The 23,347-nt window shown below is 73.1% G+C and carries 23 protein-coding genes and 1 riboswitch; of the genes, 11 read left to right on the top strand and 12 right to left on the bottom strand.

Going from position 1 to position 23,347, the window contains the following annotated elements:
• Window positions 1-114 precede the first annotated feature (114 nt).
• Window positions 115-1,110, top strand: coding sequence for a 2-hydroxyacid dehydrogenase (locus ACFWVE_RS18955; protein ID WP_384015299.1), 996 nt, complete (start codon window positions 115-117; stop codon window positions 1,108-1,110).
• Here the strand turns inward: ACFWVE_RS18955 and ACFWVE_RS18950 are convergent.
• Window positions 1,062-3,023: an anthranilate synthase family protein gene (locus ACFWVE_RS18950; RefSeq protein WP_384015296.1), complete on the bottom strand. Its 1,962-nt coding sequence runs from the start codon at window positions 3,021-3,023 to the stop codon at window positions 1,062-1,064. The genes ACFWVE_RS18955 and ACFWVE_RS18950 overlap by 49 nt on opposite strands.
• 306 nt (window positions 3,024-3,329) lie before the next feature.
• On the opposite strand from ACFWVE_RS18950, the gene ACFWVE_RS18945 reads away from it, so the two are divergent.
• Window positions 3,330-4,682 carry a class II 3-deoxy-7-phosphoheptulonate synthase gene (locus tag ACFWVE_RS18945; protein ID WP_384015294.1) on the top strand — a complete coding sequence of 451 codons (1,353 nt, stop codon included), beginning with the start codon at window positions 3,330-3,332 and terminating at the stop codon, window positions 4,680-4,682.
• Between the two features lie 153 nt (window positions 4,683-4,835).
• A complete protein-coding gene (locus ACFWVE_RS18940; RefSeq protein WP_384015292.1) occupies window positions 4,836-5,072 on the top strand; it encodes a bacterioferritin-associated ferredoxin in 237 nt (78 codons plus the stop codon).
• 17 nt (window positions 5,073-5,089) lie between these two features.
• Here the strand turns inward: ACFWVE_RS18940 and bfr are convergent, their stop codons facing one another.
• The gene (bfr, locus tag ACFWVE_RS18935; RefSeq protein ID WP_384015290.1) at window positions 5,090-5,608 is read right to left on the bottom strand and encodes a bacterioferritin; all 519 of its coding nucleotides are present in this window, start codon (window positions 5,606-5,608) and stop codon (window positions 5,090-5,092) included.
• A 184-nt stretch (window positions 5,609-5,792) separates the two neighbouring features.
• Between bfr and ACFWVE_RS18930 the strand changes: the two genes are divergently transcribed.
• Entirely contained in the window at window positions 5,793-6,440 is a 648-nt protein-coding gene (locus ACFWVE_RS18930; RefSeq protein ID WP_384015287.1) for a sulfite oxidase-like oxidoreductase, read from the top strand.
• Window positions 6,441-6,501: 61 nt separating this feature from the next.
• On the opposite strand, the gene ACFWVE_RS18925 is transcribed toward ACFWVE_RS18930, so the two are convergent.
• From ACFWVE_RS18925 to thiO, 5 genes are all read right to left on the bottom strand, one after another.
• The gene (locus tag ACFWVE_RS18925; RefSeq protein ID WP_384015284.1) at window positions 6,502-7,383 is read right to left on the bottom strand and encodes a deoxyribonuclease IV; all 882 of its coding nucleotides are present in this window, start codon (window positions 7,381-7,383) and stop codon (window positions 6,502-6,504) included.
• A gap of 50 nt (window positions 7,384-7,433) precedes the next feature.
• Complete coding sequence (gene pknB / locus ACFWVE_RS18920) at window positions 7,434-9,362, bottom strand: Stk1 family PASTA domain-containing Ser/Thr kinase (RefSeq protein WP_384015282.1); 1,929 nt, start codon at window positions 9,360-9,362, stop codon at window positions 7,434-7,436.
• 186 nt (window positions 9,363-9,548) lie between these two features.
• Window positions 9,549-10,343, bottom strand: a complete 795-nt coding sequence (locus tag ACFWVE_RS18915) for a thiazole synthase (RefSeq protein ID WP_384015279.1) — start codon at window positions 10,341-10,343, stop codon at window positions 9,549-9,551.
• A 2-nt stretch (window positions 10,344-10,345) separates the two neighbouring features.
• On the bottom strand, window positions 10,346-10,588 hold the full coding sequence (thiS, locus tag ACFWVE_RS18910) for a sulfur carrier protein ThiS (protein WP_384015276.1): 243 nt from the start codon (window positions 10,586-10,588) through the stop codon (window positions 10,346-10,348).
• On the bottom strand, window positions 10,585-11,808 hold the full coding sequence (gene thiO / locus ACFWVE_RS18905) for a glycine oxidase ThiO (protein ID WP_384015273.1): 1,224 nt from the start codon (window positions 11,806-11,808) through the stop codon (window positions 10,585-10,587). The genes thiS and thiO overlap by 4 nt, the downstream gene beginning before the upstream one ends.
• Window positions 11,806-11,917: riboswitch (TPP riboswitch) on the bottom strand. (Overlaps the previous gene by 3 nt.)
• 59 nt (window positions 11,918-11,976) lie before the next feature.
• On the opposite strand from thiO, the gene ACFWVE_RS18900 reads away from it, so the two are divergent.
• From ACFWVE_RS18900 to ACFWVE_RS18875, 6 genes are all read left to right on the top strand, one after another.
• Window positions 11,977-12,321 carry a hypothetical protein gene (locus ACFWVE_RS18900; RefSeq protein WP_384015271.1) on the top strand — a complete coding sequence of 115 codons (345 nt, stop codon included), beginning with the start codon at window positions 11,977-11,979 and terminating at the stop codon, window positions 12,319-12,321.
• A 54-nt stretch (window positions 12,322-12,375) separates the two neighbouring features.
• Window positions 12,376-13,620 carry an NAD(P)/FAD-dependent oxidoreductase gene (locus tag ACFWVE_RS18895; protein ID WP_384015268.1) on the top strand — a complete coding sequence of 415 codons (1,245 nt, stop codon included), beginning with the start codon at window positions 12,376-12,378 and terminating at the stop codon, window positions 13,618-13,620.
• A 118-nt stretch (window positions 13,621-13,738) separates the two neighbouring features.
• Window positions 13,739-14,104, top strand: coding sequence for an Rv2175c family DNA-binding protein (locus tag ACFWVE_RS18890; RefSeq protein WP_384015266.1), 366 nt, complete (start codon window positions 13,739-13,741; stop codon window positions 14,102-14,104).
• 358 nt (window positions 14,105-14,462) lie between these two features.
• Window positions 14,463-15,143, top strand: a complete 681-nt coding sequence (gene thiE, locus ACFWVE_RS18885; RefSeq protein WP_384015263.1) for a thiamine phosphate synthase — start codon at window positions 14,463-14,465, stop codon at window positions 15,141-15,143.
• A gap of 92 nt (window positions 15,144-15,235) precedes the next feature.
• Window positions 15,236-16,159 carry a methylenetetrahydrofolate reductase [NAD(P)H] gene (gene metF / locus ACFWVE_RS18880; protein ID WP_384015260.1) on the top strand — a complete coding sequence of 308 codons (924 nt, stop codon included), beginning with the start codon at window positions 15,236-15,238 and terminating at the stop codon, window positions 16,157-16,159.
• Between the two features lie 56 nt (window positions 16,160-16,215).
• Window positions 16,216-17,196 (top strand): hypothetical protein, encoded by a 981-nt coding sequence (locus ACFWVE_RS18875; protein ID WP_384015258.1) that lies wholly within the window; start codon window positions 16,216-16,218, stop codon window positions 17,194-17,196.
• A gap of 24 nt (window positions 17,197-17,220) precedes the next feature.
• On the opposite strand, the gene ACFWVE_RS18870 is transcribed toward ACFWVE_RS18875, so the two are convergent.
• From ACFWVE_RS18870 to ACFWVE_RS18850, 5 genes are all read right to left on the bottom strand, one after another.
• The gene (locus ACFWVE_RS18870; protein ID WP_384015255.1) at window positions 17,221-18,768 is read right to left on the bottom strand and encodes a phytoene desaturase family protein; all 1,548 of its coding nucleotides are present in this window, start codon (window positions 18,766-18,768) and stop codon (window positions 17,221-17,223) included.
• Between the two features lie 105 nt (window positions 18,769-18,873).
• The gene (locus ACFWVE_RS18865; protein WP_384015252.1) at window positions 18,874-20,094 is read right to left on the bottom strand and encodes an NAD(P)/FAD-dependent oxidoreductase; all 1,221 of its coding nucleotides are present in this window, start codon (window positions 20,092-20,094) and stop codon (window positions 18,874-18,876) included.
• Window positions 20,091-20,309, bottom strand: a complete 219-nt coding sequence (locus ACFWVE_RS18860; RefSeq protein WP_384015249.1) for a ferredoxin — start codon at window positions 20,307-20,309, stop codon at window positions 20,091-20,093. The genes ACFWVE_RS18865 and ACFWVE_RS18860 overlap by 4 nt, the downstream gene beginning before the upstream one ends.
• A 3-nt stretch (window positions 20,310-20,312) precedes the next feature.
• Window positions 20,313-21,278: a pyridoxamine 5'-phosphate oxidase family protein gene (locus tag ACFWVE_RS18855; RefSeq protein ID WP_384015246.1), complete on the bottom strand. Its 966-nt coding sequence runs from the start codon at window positions 21,276-21,278 to the stop codon at window positions 20,313-20,315.
• A gap of 91 nt (window positions 21,279-21,369) precedes the next feature.
• Window positions 21,370-21,834, bottom strand: coding sequence for a VOC family protein (locus ACFWVE_RS18850; RefSeq protein ID WP_384015243.1), 465 nt, complete (start codon window positions 21,832-21,834; stop codon window positions 21,370-21,372).
• Window positions 21,835-21,977: 143 nt separating this feature from the next.
• On the opposite strand from ACFWVE_RS18850, the gene ACFWVE_RS18845 reads away from it, so the two are divergent.
• Window positions 21,978-22,592, top strand: coding sequence for a CGNR zinc finger domain-containing protein (locus ACFWVE_RS18845; RefSeq protein WP_384015241.1), 615 nt, complete (start codon window positions 21,978-21,980; stop codon window positions 22,590-22,592).
• Window positions 22,593-23,347: the final 755 nt, after the last annotated feature.

Raw genomic sequence — 23,347 nt, 5'->3', positions numbered from 1 at the left:
GCGCCGCTCCTGCCCCGTCCGGCCCAGGCGCATCCGCCCCCGGCCCCGTATATTCGCGCATGCGGCAGTCGCCGCGTACGGAAGCGTTCCCGGCACGACCCCCGGAGGGACCCTGTGGAGATCCTCGCGTTCGGTGTGCAGGCAGACGAGAAGCCCCTGATCGAGCGGGCCTTCGAAGGGCACCACGAGGTGCGCGGCCTGGACGTCTTCCTCAACGAGGACACCGTGCCCATCGCGACGGGCCACGAGGTGATCTCCACCAGCGTCAACTGCGACCTCGGCGCCGGAGTCCTGGAGAGCCTGGCGGCCGGCGGCACCCGGATGATCGCCCAGCGGTCCACCGGCTTCAACAACGTCGACCTGAAGACCGCCGGGCGGCTCGGCCTGACGGTCGCCCGGGTGTCGTACTACTCGCCCCACTCGGTCGCCGAGTTCGCCTGGGCCCTCGCCATGGCCGTCAACCGGCGTATCGTCCGCGCCTCCACCCGCACCCGCGACTTCGACTTCCGGCTCGACGGACTGATGGGCCGTGACATGCACGGCCGCACCGCCGGCGTCATCGGCACCGGCAAGATCGGCGAGGCCTTCACCCGGATCGCGCACGGCTTCGGCATGCGGCTGCTCGGCTGGGACGCCGCCGAGAACCCCGCCTGCCGGGACCTCGGCATGACCTACGTCCCCAAGGAACAGCTGCTCGCCGAGTCCGACCTGGTCAGCCTGCACGTTCCGCTGCTGCCGGAGACCCTCCACCTGATCGACGGGGCCGCCCTGCGGACCATGCGGGACGACGCGATCCTGGTGAACTCCAGCCGCGGCGGACTCGTCGACACCGCCGCCCTCGTCGCCGAACTGCGGGCGGGCCGCTTCACCGGTGTCGGACTGGACGTGTACGAGGCGGAGGCGGGCCTGTTCTTCCTCGACAAGTCCCTGGAGGCCATCGAGGACGACACCCTGGCCCGCCTCGTCACCTTCCCGAACGTGCTGGTCACGTCCCACCAGGCGTACTACACCGTGGACGCCGTCGGCCAGATCATCGACACCACGGTGCGCAACGTCCTCGACTACACCGAGGGCCGCCGCTCGGAGAACGTCCTGGTCCCGCGCAGCTGACCCATCAGCTCGGCGACGATCGCCGCGCCGTTCAGGGTGAGCACCGACTCGGGGTGGAACTGCAGCGCCGCGAACCGGGGTCCGCGCAGCGCGTGCACCTCGCCGTTCGCCGCGCGGCTGACCTCGACACCGTGCGCCGCCAGCTCCGCCGCCGCCCCGTCGTCGCAGCGCGCGACGAAGCTGTTGTAGAAGCCGACCGTCTCCGGCCGCCCGAACAGGTCGACCTCCGTCTGCGTCCCCTGGTACGGCACCTCCTTGCGGACGGTCTCCAGACCCAGCTCGGCCGCGATCAGCTCATGGCCGAGACAGACACCGAGGACGCCGTGCCGCCGGTCCGCCCCGAGCACCTCGGCGGTCAGAGCGCGCAGGAACCGCATCCTGGGATCCTGCGGGTCGGACGGGTCACCGGGACCGGGGCCCAGCACGACCGGGCCGTCGTGCCCGAGCACCAGCTCCCGCAGCCCGGGTTCGTCGTACCGGCGGACGGTGACCGCGAGCCCCGAGGCGCGCAGCACGTGCGCGAGCATCGCCGTGAAGGTGTCCTCCCCGTCGACGACCAGCGCATGACCCTCCAGCGCCCGGCCGGCCGGGCCGTCCGACGGCCGCTGCTCCCGCATCCGCAGCCAGAACGGGGCCAGCGAGGCCCGCCGCCCGTCCAGCGCCGCCCGCACCCGGGGGTCGTCCGCCAGCCGCGGCCGTACGGACTCCTCGCGCGGCCGCCCGGGGCGCACCCCCAGCGCGGCCAGCACCCCGGCCGCCTTCGCGTGGGTCTCGGCGACCTCGCCCGCGGGGTCGGAACCCCGCACCAGCGTGGCGCCGACCGGCACCCGCAGCCGTCCGGCCGCGTCGATGTCGGCGGTGCGGATGAGGATGGGGGAGTCGAGGGTCTGGGCCCCGACGGACCCTTCCCGCCCGCCGCCCGCATCCCGGCCGAGCAGCGCCAGCGCTCCCGCGTAGTAGCCGCGCCCACCGGACTCGTGCCGCTCGATCACCCGGCAGGCGTTCTGCACCGGCGACCCCGTGACGGTCGCGGCGAACATGGTCTCCTTCAGTACCTCCCGCACATCCAGCGAGGACCGGCCGCGCAGCTCGTACTCGGTGTGCGCGAGGTGCGCCATCTCCTTCAGCCGGGGCCCGACCACGACTCCGCCCATGTCGCCGACGGTGCACATCATCTTGAGCTCCTCGTCGACGACCATCGACAGCTCCTCGATCTCCTTGCCGTCGGCGAGGAACTCCAGCAGATGCCCGGGGGTCGGCCCGCCGGCCGGGTAGCGGTAGGTGCCGCTGATCGGGTTCATCACGACCGTCCCGCCGGACGCGCGCACATGGACCTCGGGGCTCGCCCCGACCAGCGTCCGCCCTCCCGCCTCCCGCCCGGTGTGCACCACGAACGTCCAGTACGCGCCCCGTTCGCCCGCCAGCAGCCGCCGGAACAGCGCCAGCGCGTCGGCCCGCCCGAACCCGGGGATCTCCCCCTCGTACGTCCGCCGGATCACGAAGTTGGCGCCCTCGCCCCGCCCGATCTCCTCCCGCAGCACCCGCCCGACGATCCCGGCGTACTCCTCGTCGTCGACGTCGAAGCCGCCGCCCTCCACCCGTACGTCGTGCGCGGGCAGCCGCGCCAGGGCTTCGGCGAGCGGGATCTCGTGGCGCTCCTCGGGGGTCAGCACCAGCAGCGGGGTGCCGTCGTCGCGCACGTCGAAACCGCGCTCCCGGATCTGCCGGAAGGGGATGAGCGCAAGCCCCTCGTCGGGCAGGTCCGCCAGGCGGTCACGGGAGGTGACGGGGCCGAGCAGCAACTCCACCACGGTGTCGTCGTGGCCGGGCGTGCGGCGGCGCAGCAGGGCGAACGGACGGGGATCGTCCAGCAGGCCGAGCAGGTCCACCGGGTGGTTCATCGGTCGGTTCATCGGTCGTGTTCCCTCGATACGGGAGGGCCGACCCGCGGGCGCCGCGCTGTCCGCGCACGCCGAAGGCCGCCCCTCGGGCGGCCTTCGCGAAGTCCTGCGTACGCGCTACGAGGTCAGTGGGCCGCCGGAGAAGCGGGCCACCACCAGTTCGGGGCGGAAGGGTTCTGGGCCGAACCGTTCCGGGTCGAAAGCGCGAACACGGGACGCACCCTAGCGCATGTCCCGCGCACGGCCACGGAACGTATCCCCCGTCTCACTTGCTGGTCATGGCCCGGAAGGCGCCGTCCCACCCCGTAATGTTGAGGCGTGACCGTGAACGCTAAGACCAGCCCGAGCGCTGGCAACACCTGGCGAGACCTGCCCGCGGCGCAGCAGCCCGAGTACCCCGACACCGAGGCTCTGCGCGCAGTGATCGCGGACCTCGAGTCGTATCCGCCGCTCGTCTTCGCGGGCGAGTGCGACCAGCTGCGCGCCCGGATGGCGTCCGTCGCCAAGGGAGAGGCGTTCCTCCTCCAGGGCGGCGACTGTGCCGAGTCCTTCGACGCGGTGTCCGCCGAGCACATCCGGGCCAAGCTCAAGACGCTGCTCCAGATGGGTGCCGTACTGACGTACGCCGCGTCCGTGCCCGTGGTGAAGGTGGGCCGGATCGCCGGCCAGTACTCCAAGCCGCGCTCCAAGTCGACCGAGACCCGCGACGGCGTGACGCTGCCCACCTACCGGGGCGACTCCGTCAACGGCTTCGACTTCACCGAGGCCGCCCGCGTCCCGGACCCCGAGCGGCTGAAGCGGATGTACCACGCCTCGGCCTCCACGCTGAACCTGGTGCGCGCCTTCACCACCGGCGGTTACGCCGACCTGCGCCAGGTGCACGCCTGGAACCAGGACTTCGTGAAGTCGTCCCCGTCCGGCCAGCGCTACGAGCAGCTCGCCCGGGAGATCGACCAGGCGCTGAACTTCATGCAGGCCTGCGGGGCCGAGCCGGAGGAGTTCAAGACCGTCGAGTTCTTCTCCTCGCACGAGGCGCTGCTGCTGGACTACGAGTCGGCGCTGACCCGCGTGGACTCGCGCACCGGGCAGCTGTACGACGTCTCCGCGCACATGGTGTGGATCGGCGAGCGCACCCGGCAGCCGGACCACGCGCACATCGAGTTCGCCTCGCGGGTCCGCAACCCCATCGGCATCAAGCTCGGCCCGACGACGACGGCCGAGGAGGCGCTGCAGTACATCGAGCGTCTCGACCCGGACCGCGAGCCCGGCCGGCTGACCTTCATCGTCCGCATGGGCGCGGACAAGGTCCGCGACAAGCTGCCCGAGCTGGTCGAGAAGGTCACCGCCTCCGGTGCCGCCGTCGCCTGGGTGACCGACCCGATGCACGGCAACACCTTCGAGGCGGCCTCCGGTCACAAGACCCGGCGCTTCGACGACGTGCTCGACGAGGTGAAGGGTTTCTTCGAGGTCCACAAGGAGCTGGGCACCCACCCCGGCGGCATCCACGTGGAGCTCACCGGCGACGACGTCACCGAGTGCGTGGGCGGCGGCGACGAGATCTTCGTCGACGACCTGCACCAGCGCTACGAGACCGCCTGCGACCCGCGGCTCAACCGCAGCCAGTCGCTGGACCTGGCGTTCCTCGTCGCCGAGATGTACCGGGACCAGTAACACCGCTCACCCGCCGAAACGGCTGGGGGTGGGGCACGGATCACACAGGATCCGTGCCCCACCCCACTTTTGTGCCCTTGGGGAGACAGGTAAGGTTAGGTTAGCCTCACCGATCAGGGGTCGGGACGGCACGACCCAGTACTACGTCGGGAGGTGAACCGCGTGTTCGTCTGCAGCTGCTTCGGGGTGACCGAGGAACAGGTGAGGAGTCACGCGGACGCCGGGGCCTGCACTCCTCGGCAGATCGCCTCCGCCTGCAAGGCCGGCACCGACTGCGGCGGCTGCGTGCGGCGCATCCAGGCGCTGCTCGGCCGTGGCGCCTGCCCCCGCCGACAGCTGGCCGACCAGGGCCGGCCGCTCCTCGCGACGGAGCTGCCCGAAGCCGCGTAAGGCCTGTCGGCCGCCGGCTAGCGGGTCGAGAACCCGCCCGTCCCCGGGCCCGAGGGGTCCGGCTGGGACTGCTCGATCACCGTCGACAGATACAGTGCCTCGCCCAGCTTCTCGATGAGTTCCAGCTGGGTGTCCAGGTAGTCGATGTGGTGCTCCTCGTCGGCGAGGATCGCCTCGAAGACGTTGGCGGACGTGATGTCGTTCTTGTGGCGCATGACCTCCACGCCCCGGCGCAGGCGGTCGATGGCCTCGATCTCGACCTCCCGGTCGGCCTGGAACATCTCCGTCACCGTCTGCCCGACCCGGACGTGGAAGAGCCGCTGGTAGTTGGGCAGGCCGTCGAGCAGCAGGATGCGGTCGGTGAGGACCTCCGCGTGCCGCATCTCGTCGAAGGACTCGGCGCGTGTGTACTCGGCGAGTTTGGTCCAGCCCTTGTGGTCCTGCAGCTTCGAGTGCAGGAAGTACTGGTTGATCGCGGTCAGCTCGGCGGTCAGCTGCTCGTTGAGGAATTCGATGACCTCGGGGTCGCCCTGCATCGCGGAGGCTCCTTCCACACGAATGTACGGGCCAGGTGTGCCGCATGATTCCACCGGTGGAGAAGATCGTCCAGTAAGCATTGACTTAGTAAGTAAGGGCATGCTTGCAGCTATTCGGTGTGGATTGCCCGGCTTCGTAGGGCCCCGGTCCGATGCGTCACGCCGGGTCTGTCAGGATGGAAGCATGGGTCAGCCGGCGGAACGCGAATCGGGGGAGCGCGCAGCGGAGGAAGGGGCACGGTTCGAGCTTCCGCCGGGGCAGCGGCTGCAGAAGGGCTGGCCGGTCACGCACTACGGGCCGGTGCCCAGGTTCCGGGCCGAGCGCTGGGATTTCAGGGTGTTCGGCGCCACCGCAGGCGGCGACAAGCACTGCTGGAACCATGAGGAGTTCACGGCCCTGCCGTACCGCAGCGTCGTGGCCGACCTGCACTGCGTCACCAAGTTCAGCATGCTCGGCGCCGAATGGGGCGGCGTTCCGGCGCGCACCCTCCTGGAGCTCGTCCCGCCCGCGCCCGACGTCACCCACGTGATGGTGTGGGCCGAGTACGGATTCAGCTCCAACCTGCGCCTGGCGGACTTCTCGTCCGAGCGGACCCTCTTCGCCACCCACAAGGACGGTGAGCTGCTGACCGCCGAGCACGGGTTTCCGCTCCGTCTGGTCGTTCCCCATCTGTACGCCTGGAAAGGGCCCAAATGGGTCCGCGGAGTGGAGTACATGACCGACGACCGCCGCGGTTTCTGGGAGGAGCGCGGCTATCACAACGTCGGCGACCCCTGGAAGGAACAGCGCTACTCGTACCAGGAGGAGCCCGGGGACGGCCCCGAGCCCTGAGCCGGTCCGGCGCGCGTCCGCCAGGAGCGCGAGAGCGGGACGGGCGGGCGGACCGGGTGGGCTACGACGACTCCCGGAGCTTCTTCAGCCGCTCCACGTCCGCCGCGTGGCCCTCCTTGCCGCCGGGCGTCTCGATGATCAGCGGTACGCCCTCGGTCGCGGGGTGCGTCATCAGGGCGCGGAACGGGTCCTCACCGATGTGGCCGTCGCCGATGTTCGCGTGGCGGTCCTTGTGCGCGCCGACCACATCCATCGAGTCATTGGCGTGGATCAGTCTCAGCCGTCCCTCGCCGACCGTGTCCACCAGCAGGTCCAGCGTCCGGTGCATCCCGCCCGGCTCGGCCAGATCGTGGCCGGCCGCGAAGACATGGCAGGTGTCCAGGCAGACGCCCAGCTTCGGATGGGCGTCCAGCACCTCGAAGTACGGCCCGAAGTCCCAGGTCCGCGAGCAGAGGGAGGAGCCCTGGCCGGCCGTCGACTCCAGCAGCACGAACGGGTCGTCGTCATGGGTGAGCTCGTCGAGCAGCGGCAGCAGATACTCCCGTACCTGCGCCAGCGCCACCGACCGCTCGCGTCCGCCGGTCGCGCTGCCGGTGTGGACCACCACGCCCAGGGCCCCGATCTCGCGCCCGCGCCGCAGCGAGTGCCGCAGCGACTCGGCGGACCGTTCGGCGGTCGCCCGGGTGTGGGACCCGAAGTTGATCAGGTACGGGGCGTGCACGTACGCCGGGATCGCCTCGGCCGCGCACGTCTCGCGGAAGGCCTCGTCCTGCTTCGGGCTGCCCACCGGCGTCGCCCAGCCGCGCGGATTGGCGACGAAGACCTGCACGGCCTCCGCACGCAGCTCACGGGCGTAGGACAGGCCGACGGAACGCAGGCCGCCGGCCACGGGGACATGACCGCCGACCGGGTTGCGGACGGGGCCGGACAGGTGACTCTTCACCCGTCCAGGGTGTCATGCGTACGTCCGGCGGCCGTCGGCGGACCGGGGGATCAGCGGATCCTGAGGGTGATCGTCGAGCCCTCGGGGGCGGTGTCCCCGCCCGCCACGGACTGCTCGTCGACGGTGTCGCCGAACAGTCCGAGCAGCCCGCGGTCCTCCTCGACCCGGAACCCGGCCGCCTCCAGCGTCCTGGTGGCCTCGTCCACGCTGTCGCCGACCACGTCGGGAACCTCGATCAGCTCGGGGCCCTTGGACAGCGTCAGCGTCACGGTGTCCCCCTCGACGGCCTCACTGCCCGCCTCCGGGCTCTGCCGGGCCACCCGGCCCGCGTCGTGTTCGGAGGTGATCCGCCCGGTGGCGACCTCCACCTCGAGGCCGGCCTCCTCCAGCTCGGCGCGCGCGCCCCGAAGGTCCTCGCCGGTCACCTCGGGGATGTCCACCGGGTTGCCCTTGCTCACGGTGAGCGCCACCGCCGAGCCCGCACGGACCTCGGTGCCCCCGGCCGGCCCGGTGGAGATCACGGAGTCCTTGGCCACGTCCTCGCTGAACTCCCGGGTGACCATGCCGGGCTCCAGGCCCACGTTCCTCAGCGCGGACCGCGCCTCGTCCAGCGCGACGCCGTCCACATCGGGCACCTTCACGGTCTTCGGCCCCTTGGAGAGGGTCAGCGAGACCGAGTCCGTGCCGCGGATACGCTCGCCCGCCTCCGGGTCCGTACTGATCACCGTGCCCCGATCCACGGAGTCGCTGTAGGCCTCCTCGACCTGCCCGACGCCCAGCCCGGCCTCCGCAAGCCGGTCCCGGGCCTCCCTCTCGGTCTTCGCCAGCAGCGGCGGGACCTTGGTGAACTGGCCCGAGTTGATGTACCAGACGCCCGCTCCGGCCCCGAGGACCAGCAGCACCACGACGACGAGCGCCATCGGGCCGCGCCGCAGCGCCGGAGCGAGCCGCCCCGGACCGCGCCGGGGCGGCAGCGGCGCCGGGGACTGGAGCCGGCTGGTGCGGTGGTCCGTGTCCTCGTTGACGGGCAGCGGGCGGGGCACCGTCAGCGCGCGCGGGATGACGCTCGTACGGTCATCGGCGTTGTGGTGCTCCGACGACAGCGCCTGCGGCGGAGCCGCGTCCAGCTGCGCCGCGTCGAGGCCGCCGCGGGCCCCGCGGACCTGCGCGAGCAGCGCCACCGCGTCGTACGGGCGGACCTCCGGGTTGCGCGCGGTGGCCGACGCGACCAGCTCGTCCAGCGCGTACGCCATACCGGGCACGGCGGCCGACGGCGGCGGCACGTCGTCGTGCAGATGCTTGTAGAGCACGATCGCGGGGGAGTCGCCCTCGTGCGGCCGCTCACCCGTCAGCATCTCGTAGAGCAGGATGCCGCACGCGTAGACGTCCACGCGGGGATCGGCGGTACCGCTCTCGACCTGCTCCGGCGCCAGGTAGGAGACCGTGCCCAGTACGGTGCCGGTGGTGTTCGTCACCGTGTCCACGCCCCGGACCAGGCCGAAGTCGGCGACCTTGACCCGGCCGTCGTCCCCTATCAGCACGTTCTCCGGCTTCATGTCCCGGTGTACGAAACCGGCGCGGTGGGCGGCGCCGAGCGCGGCCAGCACCGGCTCCAGTATGTCCAGCGCGGCCCGCGGCTGCAGCGCCCCGCGCTCGCGCAGCACGTCCCGCAGGGTGCAGCCGGCGACGTACTCCATCGCCAGATACACGTACCCCCGGTCGGTGCCCTGGTCGAAGACCTGGACCACGTTCGGATGGGCCAGGCGGGCCACCGACTTCGCCTCGCGGATGAACCGGTCGACGAAGGAGCCGTCGGCGGCGAGCGCCGGGTGCATCACCTTGAGCGCGAGCACGCGGTCGAGACGGGTGTCCACGGCCCGGTAGACCGTGGCCATCCCGCCGACCGCGATACGCGCCTCGACGCGGTACCGGCCGTCGAGCACCTGCCCGACCAGAGGGTCCTGAAGGGTCGTGTCCACGCAGGCGAGTCTACGAGCAGCCGCCGACACCCCCCACCGCTTCGTCGCGGATCGCACCGCGACTGCGGCCGACCTGTGACGCAACCCACGCACACGGCGCGGCAGCCGCCGACGGCGACACACCCCCGCGAGGAGCCTCCACCTCCCGACCGGCTGGAAACGGATGGTGCGCGGGTGGGAGAACCCTCAGAACGCGGGCCGCTCCGGATCCAACACCGCGAGGCCCTCCGCGGGAGACGACGCCTCGGCGAAGTGCCGCCGCGGAATCCGCCCCGCCCGCCGCGCCAGCCGCCCCGCCTCGACCGCACCCCGCATGGCGGCAGCCATCAGCACCGGTTCCTGCGCCCGCGTCACCGCGGAGGCGAGCATCACCCCCGCGCACCCCAGCTCCATCGCCAGCGCCGCGTCCGACGCCGTACCGGCACCCGCGTCCAGAATCACCGGTACACGCGCGTGCTGCGTGATCAGCTCGAAGTTGTGCGGGTTGCGGATGCCGAGTCCCGACCCGATCGGCGACCCGAGCGGCATGATCGCCGCACAGCCGACGTCCTCCAGCTTCCGCGCCAGCACCGGATCGTCATTGGTGTACGGCAGCACCGTGAACCCGTCGTCGACCAGGGTCTCCGCCGCCTCCAGCAGCTCGATCGGATCCGGCAGGAGGGTGCGCTCGTCGGCGATGACCTCCAGTTTGACCAGATCGGTGCCGAGCGCCTCCCGCGCGAGACGCGCGGTGAGCACCGCCTCACCGGCGGTGTAGCAGCCCGCCGTGTTCGGCAGCACCCGGATGCCCAGCCGGTCCAGCACCGACAGGACCGAGCCGTGCACCGAGGCGTTCACCCGACGCATCGCGACGGTCGTCAGCTCCGTCCCGGACGCCACCAGCGCCCGCTCCAGCACCTCGAGGCTGGGCGCACCGCCGGTCCCCATGATCAGCCGGGACGTGAGGGACGTACCGCCGAGAACGAACGGATCGTCGGCCATGGTCAGCCTCCTTGGACGGCGGTCAGGACTTCCACCCGGTCCCCCTCGGAGAGGGACGTGAGCGGCCACTGCGCACGCGGGACGACGGTCTCGTTGAGGGCGGCGGCCACCCCGGAGGGAGCAGAGGTCAGGGTGGCGACCAGCGCGTCGAGCGCCGTACCCGGAGCCACCTCGCGCGGCTCCCCGTTGACGCAGACGGAGACGGTGCCGGTCCGGCCGGCCGGGACCTTCGCCGGATCGTTCATGCGGGCTGCTCCGTGAGTGCGGCGGCGGTGAACCGCCGGGGAGTGAAGGGGCGGGCCTCGGCCGGGAGTTCACCGGTGGTCAGAACCTCGGCCAGGGCGTCGCCGGTGACCGGCGTGAGCAGCACGCCGTTGCGGTGGTGCCCGGTCGCGAGGACCAGCCCCGCCAGCGCGGACGGACCGAGCAGCGGCGCGTTGTCCGGGGAGCCGGGGCGCAGCCCGGCCCGGGTCTCGGTGAACGGCAGTTCGGTGATCCCGGGGACGAGTTCGTGGGCGTCGCGCAGCAGTTCGTACACCCCGCCCGCGGTGACGGTCGTGTCCCAGCCCTGTTCCTCGCTGGTCGCCCCGATCACCAGCTCGCCGTTCTCGCGCGGCACCAGGTACACATGGCTGCCGCGCACCACCGCGCGTACCGTCCGGCTCAGGAGCGGACCGAACCGGTCCGGCATCGCCAGCCGGACCACCTGCCCCTTCACGGGACGTACCGGAGGCCGTACCTCCGCCGGGATCCCCGCGAGCCGCCCGCTCAGGCTGCCCCCGGCGAGCACCACCTGTCCGGCGCCCAGAGCGGTGCCGTCGGCGGTGACCACGCCCGTGGCCCGCTCCCCGCTGACGGTGAGCCGCTCGGCCCACGCGCGGTGCAGGACCACGCCCGCCCGCTCGCAGGCAGTCACCAGCGCGGCCGCCAGGCGCCGGGGGTCGATCTGGTGGTCGCCGTCCACCCGCAGCCCGCCGCGCACCCCCGGGGCGAGCATCGGTTCCAGGCGCCGGCAGTCCCGCCCGGACAGCCACTGCGAGTCGAGCCCCGACTGCTGCTGCAGGACGTGCAGTTCGCGCAGATGGGCGCGGTCGTCGGCGTCCAGTGCGACCGCGAGTGTGCCGCAGCGGCGGTAGCCGAGGTCGTGGCCGGTGGCCTCGGTGAGCTCGGCGGCGAAGTCGGGGTAGCGGCGCGCGGAGGCGAGATTCAGACCGAGCAGGGTCTGCTCGCCGTAGTGCAGTTCCGTGACGGCGGCCAGCATCCCGGCGGCCACCCGGGCGGCACCGGCGCCCGGTTCGGGGTCCAGCACGGTCGTGGCCAGCCCGCGCTGTGCGGCCCGCCAGGCCGTGACCAGGCCGATGATCCCGCCCCCGACGACGAGGACGTCCGGAGAACGTCCCGGGGCGTGCGGGGTGCCCGGGGCGTCCGGGGTACCCGAGGCACCTGAGGTGTGCGTGGGCGACATGGGCGTCCAGCCCCTCCCTTCGCCGGCATGACCCGGATCAGGTTCATACGGTCGGAGGCCGCCAGCCTCCCTCTCAGCCCGGTGCGTCCGGACTCCCGCGCGTGTTCTACGGTGGCCAGCCTAGCCCTCGAACAATGCCGGAACAACGAACGCGTAGGGAGCCTTCACATGGCCGGTTCGCTCGACGGCCTAGTCCTCTCCCCGGTCGCCGACCAGGCGCCGGGGCAGGTCGGTGCCCGCACCCGGTTCGTCTACCACGAGCGGGACGGCCGGATCTGGGCCGAGTACGCGGGCGGTGACGTCGTCCGCGGGCACCTGGTGGGCACCAGGGAAGGGGACCGGCTGGACTTCCGGTACGTGCAGCTGGGGCGGGACGGCACCACCTCGAGCGGACACTGCGCGTCGACGGTCGTGGAACTGCCCGACGGGAGGGTGCGGCTGGAGGAGACCTGGGAGTGGGAGTCGCAGCCGGGCAGCGGCACCAGCGTGGTGGAGCAGCTCACGACCCCCTGACCGGACCGGACCCTGGGACCGACCGGCCACGGGACGGGTGTCTATGGTGATCAGGTGAGCGAGCAGACGCAGGAACGAGGGTCGTCCGGGCCGCGGCGCGTGGTGGTGACGGGAGCCGGCATGGCCGGTGTGCAGACCGCCGTCGCCCTCCGCGAGCAGGGCTTCACCGGCGCCGTGACCCTCATCGGCGCCGAGCCCCACCAGCCGTACGACAGACCGCCGTTGTCCAAGGCCGTCCTGCTCGGGACGGCGGAGGACTCCGCCCTCGACGTCGACTTCGAGGCACTCGGCATCGAACTGCGGCTCGGCTGCGAGGTGTTCGGGCTGCGCCCCGCCGACCACGAGCTGGACACGGAGGCAGGGCCGGTCCCCTACGACGTCCTGGTCGTCGCGACCGGCGCCGAACCGGTCCGGCTGCCGGGCACCGAAGGGGTCCCCGGCGTCCACCTGCTGCGCACCCTGGACGACGCCGAACGGCTGCGGCCGGTGCTCGCGCGCCGGCAGGACGTGGTGGTCGTCGGCGCCGGCTGGATCGGCGCCGAGTTCGCCACGGCGGCGCGCGAGGCGGGCTGCGCGGTCACCGTCGTGGAGGCCGCCGCCCGCCCGCTGGCCGAGGCGCTGCCCGCCGAGGTGGCCGCCCCGATGACCTCCTGGTACGGCGACGCGGGAGTGGAGCTGCGGACGCACGCGCGCGTGGAGCGCGTCGAGCCGGGCGCGGTGGTGCTGGACGACGGCTCGCGGCTGGCCGCGGACGCCGTCGTCGTCGGGATCGGTGCCCGCCCCGCAACCGCCTGGCTGGCCGGCTCCGGTATCGAGCTGGGCCGGTACGGCGAGGTGGTCGCCGACGCCCGCCTGACGACCTCAGTGCCGGACGTGTACGCGGTCGGCGACTGCGCGTCCTTCCCCTCGGAGCGGTACGGCGAACGCCTGCTGGTGCACCACTGGGACAACGCCCTCCAGGGCCCGCGCACGGTCGCGGCGAACATCGCCGGGGCGGCCACCGGTGAGCCCCCGGCGGTGTACGACCCGGTGCCGTACTTCTGGTCCGAGCAGTTCGGACGCTTCGTCCAGTACGCCGGACACCACGCGGACGCCGACCGGACGGTGTGGCGCGGGGAGGCGGACGGACCGGCGTGGACGGTCTGCTGGCTCCGCGGGTCCCGGCTGGTCGCGCTGCTGGCCGTGGGCCGCCCCCGCGACCTGGCCCAGGGGCGCCGGCTGATCGAGGCGGGCACGGCGGTGGACGGGACACTGCTGGCCGACCCGGCGAGACCGCTGAAGTCGGCGAGGGCGGCGTGAGCGCCGGGTCCCCCGGTGCCCTCGTACTCCCTGCCCGGCCATCCGCCCGGGGTGAAACATCAGCCCAGGTGGAGGGGCCTGGCTTCCGACCGTCGGTGGCAGATGGCACGCTTGTCCCGTGACCGAGATTGACGCAAAGATCGATGCTCTCGTCCCCGCCTGGCTCACCCTGCCCGACATCGCCGAGATGCTCGGCGTCGAGGTGACGCGCGTCCGGCAGCTGGTCAAGGACGGCCAGCTCATCGCCGTACGCCGAGGTGAGAACCGCGCACTGCACGTCCCCGCCGCCTTCATCGACGGGGACAAGGTCGTCAAGGGCCTCTCCGGGACCCTGACGCTCCTGCGGGACGACGGCTTCACGGACGAAGAGATGCTGGACTGGCTCTTCACCCCCGACGAGAGCCTGCCGGGCACGCCCGCGCAGGCGCTGAGCGAGAACCGTGGCACGGAGGTGAAGCGCCGCGCCCAGGCGCTCGCGGTCTGACCCCGGGACGTGCCCCGGGGCGGACCGCCGGGACCCGCACGCGCGCCGGTACGCACATCCGTGCCGGTACGCGCACTTGTGCTCGTCCCCGCGCCCGTACCCGTACCCGGACGTGAACCGCCACCGCCTCGACCGTCCCGGCGCCGCTCGTGCAGGGCGCCGGGACGAAGGCGTGGCAGCGGCGCCGGACGGGGCCCGATCGCGGCCGGGTCTCCCGGTCGCCGGGGCGGCGGCATAGGGTCCGTTGCGGCGTGTGCTCCGCCGGCCCCTGGTGGGCCGGGGCATCCGCCGACGACCCACCCGGGCCCGCCCCGCGCCGGCCGGGCCCGGCCGCCACCGACACACGGGGGACTCCCGCATGCCCGACACCGCCGCAGGCACGGCCCCGCGCGCCCGCCTCGCCGACTCCCTGGTCTACCTCTGCACCGACGCCCGCAAGCGGCAGGGCGACCTCCCGGAGTTCCTGGACGCGGTCCTGGCCGGCGGCGTCGACATCGTCCAGCTCAGGGACAAGGGCATGGAGGCCGCCGAGGAGCTGGAGCACCTGGCGGTTCTCGCGGACGCCTGCGCCCGGCACGGCAAGCTGCTCGCGGTGAACGACCGCGCGGACGTCGCCCACGCCGCCGGCGCCGACGTACTGCACCTGGGACAGGGCGACCTCCCCGTCCCCGCGGCCCGGGCCGTCCTCGGCGAGGACATCCTGATCGGCCGCTCCACGCACGCCGAGTCCGAGGCCGCCGCGGCAGCCGTGCAGGAGGGCGTGGACTACTTCTGCACCGGCCCCTGCTGGCCCACCCCCACCAAGCCCGGCCGCCACGCCCCAGGCCTCGGCCTGGTCCGGTACGCCGCCGCCCTCGGCACCGGCCGCCCCTGGTTCGCCATCGGCGGCATCGGCCTCGACAACCTCGACGAGGTGCTGGACGCCGGCGCCCGCCGGGTCGTCGTCGTACGGGCCATCACCGAGGCGGACGACCCGGGTGCGGCGGCGGCCGAGTTCGCGAGGCGGACGCGGCAGGCGGCAGGCGGCACCTGCCCCTGACAGTGTCCAAGGGGTGGACAACAAGTCGGCAATTCCGGCAAATCTCCCGCATCCGGTTGGGGAGACCGGCGCCCCCTGGCTAACCTGCCGGTATGGCCCTCGGAACCGCATCCGTCAGGACTGATCACGCGCGCACCGTGCGTGACATGCTCGCTGCCGGAAAGACGACGTACTCGTTCGAGTTCTCGGCGCCGAAGACGCCCAAGGGCCAGCGGAACCTCTGGAGCGCGCTGCGCAGGGTCGAGGCGGTCGCCCCGGACTTCGTCTCCGTCACCTACGGGGCCGGAGGGTCCACCCGCGCGGGCACGGTCCACGAGACCGAGCAGATCGTCGCCGACACCACCCTCACCCCGGTCGCCCACCTCACCGCGGTCGACCACTCCGTCGCCGAACTGCGCAACATCATCGGCCAGTACGCCGACGCCGGGATCCGCAACATGCTCGCCGTGCGGGGCGACCCGCCCGGCGACCCGACGGCCGACTGGATCCCGCATCCGCAGGGCCTGACCTACGCCGCCGAACTCGTCCGGCTCATCAAGGAGTCGGGCGACTTCTGCGTGGGTGTCGCCGCCTTCCCGGAGATGCACCCGAGGTCGTCCGACTGGGACGCGGACGTCGCGAACTTCGTCGACAAGTGCCGGGCCGGCGCCGACTACGCGATCACCCAGATGTTCTTCCAGCCCGAGTCATACCTGCGCCTGCGTGACCGAGTCGACGCGGCGGGTTGCGGGACGCCGGTGATCCCCGAGGTCATGCCGGTGACCAGCGTGAAGATGTTGGAGAGGTTGCCGCAACTCAGTAACGCATCGTTCCCGGATGCCCTGAAAGAGCGGATCCTCGCAGCGGCGGACGATCCGGCGGCGGTACGCTCCATCGGTATCGAGTTCGCCACGGAGTTCTGCGCACGGCTGCTGGCCGAGGGAGTGCCCGGACTGCACTTCATCACGCTCAACAACTCCACGGCGACGCTGGAAATCTACGAGAACCTGGGCCTGCACCACCCACTGCGGGCCTAGACCGGTCGCACCGGCATACGACACACTGCGTAGCGGCCACTGGGAGAGGGGCGTACATGGGCTGGACGGTCCTCTACATCGCGTTCGGCGTTGTCGCGTTGTGGCTGCTCGGCGAGGTGCTGCTGCAGTACAAGGCGCGCCTGCGCTGGCGGCTGCTCGCCTTCGCGGGCTTCCTGGGCGTCGTGCTCGGCGTGCTGATCCCGTCCGTCCCCGTCATCGGACTGGGCGCCATCGCCTTCGCGATCGGCCAGACCTACGTCACACTGTCGTTCCGCCGTGGCTTCGCGGAAGGCTGGGCGGTCAACGCCCCGCTGCTGTCCGCCGTCAAGGGGGGCCGCGGTGACCGCGGGCACCAGGACCCGGCCCCGGAGGTCCCCGACCCGGAGGCCACCGGCGACGGGTACGGCGACGAGGGCGCCGGCCGGCGCCGCGACCGGGACTCCTACGGAGCCGACGACGACTACGACCGCGACGACGTGTTCACGCCCGTGCGCGGCGAGCAGCAGGCGGCCGCCGGGACCACCGCCGTCTACGAGCCGCAGCCCATGCCCGACGACACCGGCTCGTACGGCGTCTACAGCGACAACGGGTACGGCACCCCCGCCCAGGACGACCAGTACGCGGCCACCGCCCAGAGCACCGACCAGGGCTACGACACCGGCCAGAACTACGCCTACGACTACTCCGGTTACGGCCAGCAGCAGGCCTACGACACGGGCCAACAGCAGCAGTACGCCGCCTACTCCGACCCGTACATCGGCAACCCGACCTACGACGGGACCTCGTACGACACCGGATACACCGACCAGCAGCAGTACGACCAGCAGGGCTACGGCGGCCAGGACCAGCAGGACCAGTACGGCGGCGAAACCCCGGCGGGCGGCCTGTGGGTCCCGCAGCAGCGCAGCACCGACGACCTGTACGGCGGCGAACTCCCGCAGGAGCAGCCGTACCCGTACCAGGACAACGGCCGGCAGGGCCAGACCCCCGGCAACGGGAACGACAGCGGGTACGACGAGCAGCAGTACCGCTACTGACCCGGCCCGGTCCGTCGCGGCCGCTCACCGGGATCCGCGGAACTCCGGTCCCTCCACGACCAGGCCCGCGACGAGCGCGCCCGACATCCCGGCGTGCGGGAGGCCCCCGCCGGGGTGCGACCAGCCGCCCACCGTCAACAGCCCCGGCAGACCGGTGCTGTTGGACGGGTGCAGCAGGCGCCCGCCCGCCGCGGCCAGTGCCGGGACCGGTACCGCTCCGCCCTCCGCGCCCGTCGCCCGCGCGATGTCGTCCGGGGTGCGGACCTCGCTGTGCAGGAGACGGTCGCGCAGGCCGGGTACGGCCCGCTCGGCGGCAGTGATCATGTTCCGCGCGTGCTCGTCCAGCGTCGGTCCCGCGGATCCCGCGGGCACTGTCGAGGTGAGGGTGACCGCCTCATGGTCCGCGTCGGGGACCAGGGCGGGGTCGTCGGGCCGCAGGACCGTGACCGTGGGGTGCGCGGGCAGCCCCGCGGGGGAGCCGAACAAGGACGCCAGCTCGGCCTCCCGGTCCAGGGTGTGCACGACCGTCCGGTGCGGTGTCCCCTCGGGACGTCCGCCGCGCAGTGCCAGCAGCACCGTCAGACGGCTCGCCGCCCCGGAGCGGCCCGGAACCTCGCCGTCGCTCCGCACCCCCGCCCCCCGCGTCAGCCGGTCCAGCACGCCGGGCGTCACCCCGGCGATCACATGATCCGCCCCGGCCACCGTCCCGCCCCGACCGCCACCACCGGCAGCGGAGCCGGAGTCCTGGGAGGCGCCCTCGGTGAACTCCACGCCCGCCGCCCGGCCGTCCTTCTCCAGCACCCCGGTGACCTCGGCGCCGAAACGGAACTCCACCCTGCGGGCCAGGCACCGCTCGTACAGCGCGCGGGCCAGCTCCCGCATGCCGCCGCGGACGTACCAGGTGCCGAAGGCGTGCTCCATGTACGGCAGCACCGCCGCGCTCGCCGGCGTGGACCGGGGGTCCAGGCCGTGCTCGAGCGCGTAACTCTCCAGCAGGGAGGTCAGCCGGGGATCGCGCAGCTCCCAGGCGGCGACCTCTGCGAGTGTGCCCGCCGTGCGCGTGCGCAGCAGCTTCCTGTGGGGGACGGCCGGGTAGGGCTCGCGGTCGGCCAGCACCTGCCAGTCGGGCCACAGCGGCTCCTCCAGGAGCGGCCTGCGGGTCCTGTCCCAGGTCTCGCGGGCCCGCACCAGGAAGTCGCCCCAGCGCCTGGCGGCGGCAGGTCCGAGGGCCGCGTCCAGGGCGGAGACGACACCCGCGCGGGACGCGTTCGGCAGCGGGACACGCGTACCGTCCGCGAACACGTGGTGCGACGACGGGTCGACCTGGACCAGCTCGACGCAGGACTCCAGTGGCTCCTTGCCCGTCTTCAGGAACAGGTCGCGGTAGACCGCGGGCAGCGGAAGCAGCCCGGGGCCGGTGTCGAAGGCGAAGCCCTCCCGCTCCAGCCGGCGCAGCGCGCCGCCGTACGTGTCCGTCCGCTCGTACACCGTCACCCGGTGGCCCGCGACGGCCAGCCGGGCAGCGGCCGCCATCGCGCCCAGCCCGGCGCCGATCACCGCAATCCGTGCCATGCCGGAGACATTACCCGCCGGTCACCGACAGACGTTTCCGGGCCGTCCGGGCCGTCCGGGCCGTCCGGGCGGGGCCGGTGGCCCGGGAACGTCGGCCGGCACCCGTCATCCCGCCGCGAGTGCGGTGGCGCGGCGACCCGCGGCCACGGCCAGGAGAGGGCGGTAGGCGGCGAGCTGCCGGGCCCGGTTGACGGTGAGGGCGCCGACCAGCTCGCCGTCGCGGTGGTAGGAGATCTCCAGACGCCGTCCGGGCAGGTCGTACTCGACGGTCTTCGCTTCGTCGGCGAGGTGCGGGAGCCCCAGTGAGCGGATGCGGTCACCGTACAGATCGGACCAGAACGAGGGCACCGTGACGGCGGGGCCGGGAGGGCCGCCGTCCCCGGCCGGGTGCAGCAGGACGCGGGCCGCGGCGACGGCGTGCTCGGCCGCCGCGCTCCAGTGCCCGAGATGGACGGTGCCGCCGGCCAGGGGGTGCGGACGGCGGGAGGCGTCGCCGACGGCGACGACGTCCGGCACCACCGTGCCGTCCTCGGCGAGGGCGCGGCCGTGCCGGTCGCAGACGACCGCGCCGTCCAGGAGCAGTCCGCTGCCGTGCAGCCACGCCGTGTGCGGGACGGCGCCCAGGGCCAGCAGGACCACGGTGGCCGGGACGTGGGTGCCGTCGTCCAGACGGGCTCCGGTGACGCGGTCGGTGCCGGTGAAGGACCGGACCGTGGTGCCGGTACGCAGATCGACACCGGCCTCCTGGTGCAGCCGGGCGACGAAGCCTCCGGCGACGGCCCCGATGCCGCGGGCCATGGGGAGTTCCCCGGTCTCGACGAGGGTGGTGGGCACCCCCAGCCCGGCGGCGGTGGCGGCGACCTCGGAGCCGAGGAAACCGGCGCCGACGACGAGCAGCCGGGCGCCGGGCGCGGTGAGGTCCCGGCGCAGGGCGCGTGCGTCGCCGAGGGTGCGCAGGGTGCGGACGCCGCGGGGTACGGGCGCGGGCCACGGACGGGCCGCGGCGCCGGTGGCGATCACCAGGCCGTCCCAGCCCACCCGGCTGCCGTCGGCGAGGACGAGCTCCCGGCCGGCGAGCCGGAGCGTGATGGCGGGTACACCTGTCCGCAGTTCGACGTCGAGGCCGTCGGTGGGGGACAGGGCGATGTCGTCGAACTCCCGGGTTCCGGCCAGGAACTGCTTGGACAGGGGCGGGCGGTCGTAGGGGGCGTGGGGCTCGTCTCCCACCAGGGTCAGCCGGCCGTCGAAGCCCTGTTCGCGCAGGGCCCTCGCGGTGCGGGAGCCCGCCAGGGACGCGCCGACCACGACCATGTGACGTGCACTCATGCGACGACCCCCGTGTCGTGGAGGGTGATGGCCTTGACGGGGCAGACGGCGGCGGCCTCCCGGACGGCGGCCCGGACGGCCTCGCCCTCGAAACCCTCGGGGACGTCCTGCCGGACGAGGAGGCTGTCGTCCTCGTCGAAGGAGAAGTGGTCGGGGGCGGTGAAGACGCACTGGCCGTGGCTTTCGCAGCGGTTCGTGTCGACGTGGATGCGCATGGATCACTCCTGGTCGGTGGCGGCGCGGGAGCGGGGGCTTCGGGCGGCGCCCCGGCTCCCGTCGGGGAGGGGAGGGTTGAAACGGGAGAGGACGGGTGCGCTCCAGCCCGCGGGCAGGGTGCCGGGGAGCTCGACGACTTCGGTGACGGTGAACTCGACCGAACGGCCGGTCCCGGCGGACTCCGTGGCACCGGCGTCCCAGACGATCTCCGCGGTACCGGCGAGGTGCAGGGTGTCGCCGGTCCGGTAGTCCGGGACCACCAGGCCCGCCCTGGGATTGACGAGGAGGTTGCCCAGGGTGAGGAACATCGCGTTGCCGGTGTAGTCGGGCCAGCGGAGCCGGGTGGGCGACAGCACCCGGAGGAAGCCCGGATGTCCGCCGCGGTGGGATGCGTCGGCCCGGCCCTGTGCGTCGGCGGTGGCGATGAAGAAGGTGTCGGTGTCGCCGAGAAAGCGCTGCTGGCCGGGGTCGAGCCGGTCGCTCCGGCGGGCCGGGGGCCGCGGGGCCGGCCCTTCGGCGTCCGTCCCGGGCGGGGTGCGCTTCTGGATGTACTTGGGGCAGTTGGCGACCACCTGGTCGAGGCTGACCAGCAGTCCGCCGTCGTGGGGGCGCGCCGTGCCGTTCATGCGCATGCGCCGCCGGGTGGCGGCCTCGATGGCGAGCATCCCCAGGTGGACCGGCCGCTCCAGGACGGGGGCCAGGGGATCCTCCGGGGCAGGACGGGCCGCCACGGACAGGCTGTGCTCGTCCGGGATCCGGAGGAATCCCTCCGGACCGGTGAGCAGGGTGGCCCGGACAACCCCGTGGCCGTCGGCCGACCCGAGGACCAGCAGACGCTGCCGGGCGAGGAAGTCGGCGGCGACGGGGGGCACGGTGGTGCGGATCGCGCGTCCGGAGACGTCCGCCTCTTCCCGGAGGGCGGCGCGCCGCTGGACCTCGCGCTCGCCATGGTGATAAGGGCCGGTCACGGTGGTCGCTCCTCAGGGGCATGGTCGGACGGGAGGGCGGGACGGCCGCCGGTCGGGGACACGACCGGCGGCCACCCGGCTGTACGGCGGATCAGAAGAAGCCGCAGGTGGGGGCGGCGACGACGGGGGCGGGGGAGGAGTCGGCACCGGTCGGGGCGTAGATCTCGAGGCGGATGCCGTCGGGGTCGGTGAAGAAGATGCCGCCGGAGGCGGCGCCCTCGCCGTGGGGGACGACGCCGTCGTACTTGAACTCGGCGGCCATGTCGCGCAGTACCTCCTCGGCCGCGCGGACCTCCTCGATGGTCTCGACCTGGAAGGAGAGGTGGTGCAGGCCGGCCGACCCGGGGGCGTACCCGCTCTCGCCCTGCTGCCAGAGGGTCACCATGAGGCGGCCCTCGCGACCGAGGAAGGCGAAAGCGCGGTCAAGGTCGCCGCCCTCCGCCTGGATCTCGAAGCCGAAGACCTTCCGGTAGAAGTCCAGGGAACGGTCCAGGTCGGTGACGTTCAGGCCGATGTGGCCGGTCTGCAGGGCGGCGGGTACGGCAGAAGCGGACATGACGGATACCTCCAACGCGGCGCCCGGGACCTCCCCGGACTAACCGTCGTCAGTGACAATAAGGGTTAGAAAGGGGAGGGGCAACTTCCTATGCCGCGGTAGCCGGTTAGAGTGGGGGGTGGCAGCCGAACGAAGGAGCGCGCGTGGGCACAGGCACGGGAAACACCACCACCCCTCCGCCCGCCGCCGCCGGCGCCGACCCCAGGCCGCTCCGGGGCGAGCCGCTCAGCCTGGACCTGCTCAACACCCGGTGGGTCGAGAACGGAGTCGCGCACGACCTGCTCGAGGACCCCGACGGGTTCGCCCGGTGGCTGGCCGACCACGCTCTGCCGGAGCCGGCCGGTGCCACGCCCGCGGCCCTGGCCGCCACCCGGGAAGCCCGAGACGCACTGGCGGCCGTCGTGGAGGATCCCGGCGACGAGGGCGCCCGGCAGGGGCTCAACACCGTTCTGGCACGCGGACGCGTCCTGCGCGCCCTCGGTCCCGACGGCCCCGTCGAGCAGGTCGAACCCGACGACCCCGCCTGGCTGACGGCCTGGCTGGCGGCCGCCGACTACCTGCGCCTGGTGGGCACCGCGCCCGACCGCGTCCGGGCCTGCGCCAACGACGAATGCGTCCTGCACTTCTACGACGTCTCCCGCAACGGCACCCGCCGCTGGTGCTCCATGTCCGGCTGCGGGAACCGTGCCAAGGCCTCACGGCACTATGCGCGCACTCGCCGGCACCAGGACCGAAAAGACGCGGAGAACCAGCAGTAGGCCGCCCCTCCCCGGGCGGGCCACTGCGGGAAACGGCGGAGCGGTGCGCTCCGCGCCGGTCACCCGAGCAGGGGCGCCGGAGTCGGTTCCCGTGGTGAACACCTCCGCAGTGCCTGACACGCGCGGCGTCAGGGGCGGGCAGTGCCGCCGGCCGGGGTGTGACCGGCAGGCGGGGCCACAGGGTGGAGCGGTGCCTCCCGCAGCCGGTGTCCCGGCAGCCCGCGGGCAGGCAGCCGCCCCGGTCCGGGGGCCCGGGCGCACGCCGGCCCCTCCGTTTCCCGCGAGGAATCCGTACGTGGCTTCGCGCCGGACCTCGTGACGGAACTGCCCGGGAGGTCCACGTCGGGGCTCCGGCGGGCCGGGGCTCTGTCCGCGGCCACCGACGCACCCGCCCCGGGTGCCGCCGCCCCCGTCGCGGCGAGCAGCCGGCGACACGGCGCTGTGAGGGCGGGTGCGCAGGGCTGAGTACCCGTACCCAGCCCTCGGGATGAGTACCCGCGCGGATGGGCGCGAACTGCGGAAACGAGAGAGTGGAGACCACGGAGAGGGGGCACGGCCCCGGGACCGGCGACACGGGGTGCCGGAACGGTCCGGGCCCGCGATCCGCTCCTTCCGCCGGTGTCGTCGGCGGGAGCGAGGCACGGGGGAGCCGGAACCCGGGGGACGACCGCAACGGGGGTCCCGCGGGGGGACGTACGGGGGGAGCACGGAAGGCGCCGGTCCGGCGGTGGCCCGCGGGGGACGCGGCCACCGCC

The sequence above is a fragment of the Streptomyces sp. NPDC058632 genome, from assembly GCF_042717095.1.
In the GTDB taxonomy this organism is placed as follows: Bacteria; Actinomycetota; Actinomycetes; order Streptomycetales; family Streptomycetaceae; genus Streptomyces.
Note: the sequence above shows the minus strand (reverse complement) of the source record. Positions and strands in the feature narration are given on the sequence as shown.

Coding starts and splice junctions, on each gene's coding strand:
- thiS (WP_384015276.1), bottom strand. CDS start 10,588: ATGAACGATCCGGCGAAGGTCCCGGCCGGCCGGACCGGCACCGTCTCC.
- ACFWVE_RS18900 (WP_384015271.1), top strand. CDS start 11,977: ATGGCCGGTTCGCTCGACGGCCTAGTCCTCTCCCCGGTCGCCGACCAG.
- ACFWVE_RS18850 (WP_384015243.1), bottom strand. CDS start 21,834: ATGTCCGCTTCTGCCGTACCCGCCGCCCTGCAGACCGGCCACATCGGC.
- ACFWVE_RS18930 (WP_384015287.1), top strand. CDS start 5,793: ATGGGTCAGCCGGCGGAACGCGAATCGGGGGAGCGCGCAGCGGAGGAA.
- ACFWVE_RS18865 (WP_384015252.1), bottom strand. CDS start 20,094: ATGAGTGCACGTCACATGGTCGTGGTCGGCGCGTCCCTGGCGGGCTCC.
- ACFWVE_RS18860 (WP_384015249.1), bottom strand. CDS start 20,309: ATGCGCATCCACGTCGACACGAACCGCTGCGAAAGCCACGGCCAGTGC.
- thiO (WP_384015273.1), bottom strand. CDS start 11,808: ATGTCGCCCACGCACACCTCAGGTGCCTCGGGTACCCCGGACGCCCCG.
- bfr (WP_384015290.1), bottom strand. CDS start 5,608: ATGCAGGGCGACCCCGAGGTCATCGAATTCCTCAACGAGCAGCTGACC.
- ACFWVE_RS18870 (WP_384015255.1), bottom strand. CDS start 18,768: ATGGCACGGATTGCGGTGATCGGCGCCGGGCTGGGCGCGATGGCGGCC.
- ACFWVE_RS18915 (WP_384015279.1), bottom strand. CDS start 10,343: ATGGCCGACGATCCGTTCGTTCTCGGCGGTACGTCCCTCACGTCCCGG.
- thiE (WP_384015263.1), top strand. CDS start 14,463: ATGCCCGACACCGCCGCAGGCACGGCCCCGCGCGCCCGCCTCGCCGAC.
- metF (WP_384015260.1), top strand. CDS start 15,236: ATGGCCCTCGGAACCGCATCCGTCAGGACTGATCACGCGCGCACCGTG.
- ACFWVE_RS18875 (WP_384015258.1), top strand. CDS start 16,216: ATGGGCTGGACGGTCCTCTACATCGCGTTCGGCGTTGTCGCGTTGTGG.
- ACFWVE_RS18950 (WP_384015296.1), bottom strand. CDS start 3,023: ATGAACCGACCGATGAACCACCCGGTGGACCTGCTCGGCCTGCTGGAC.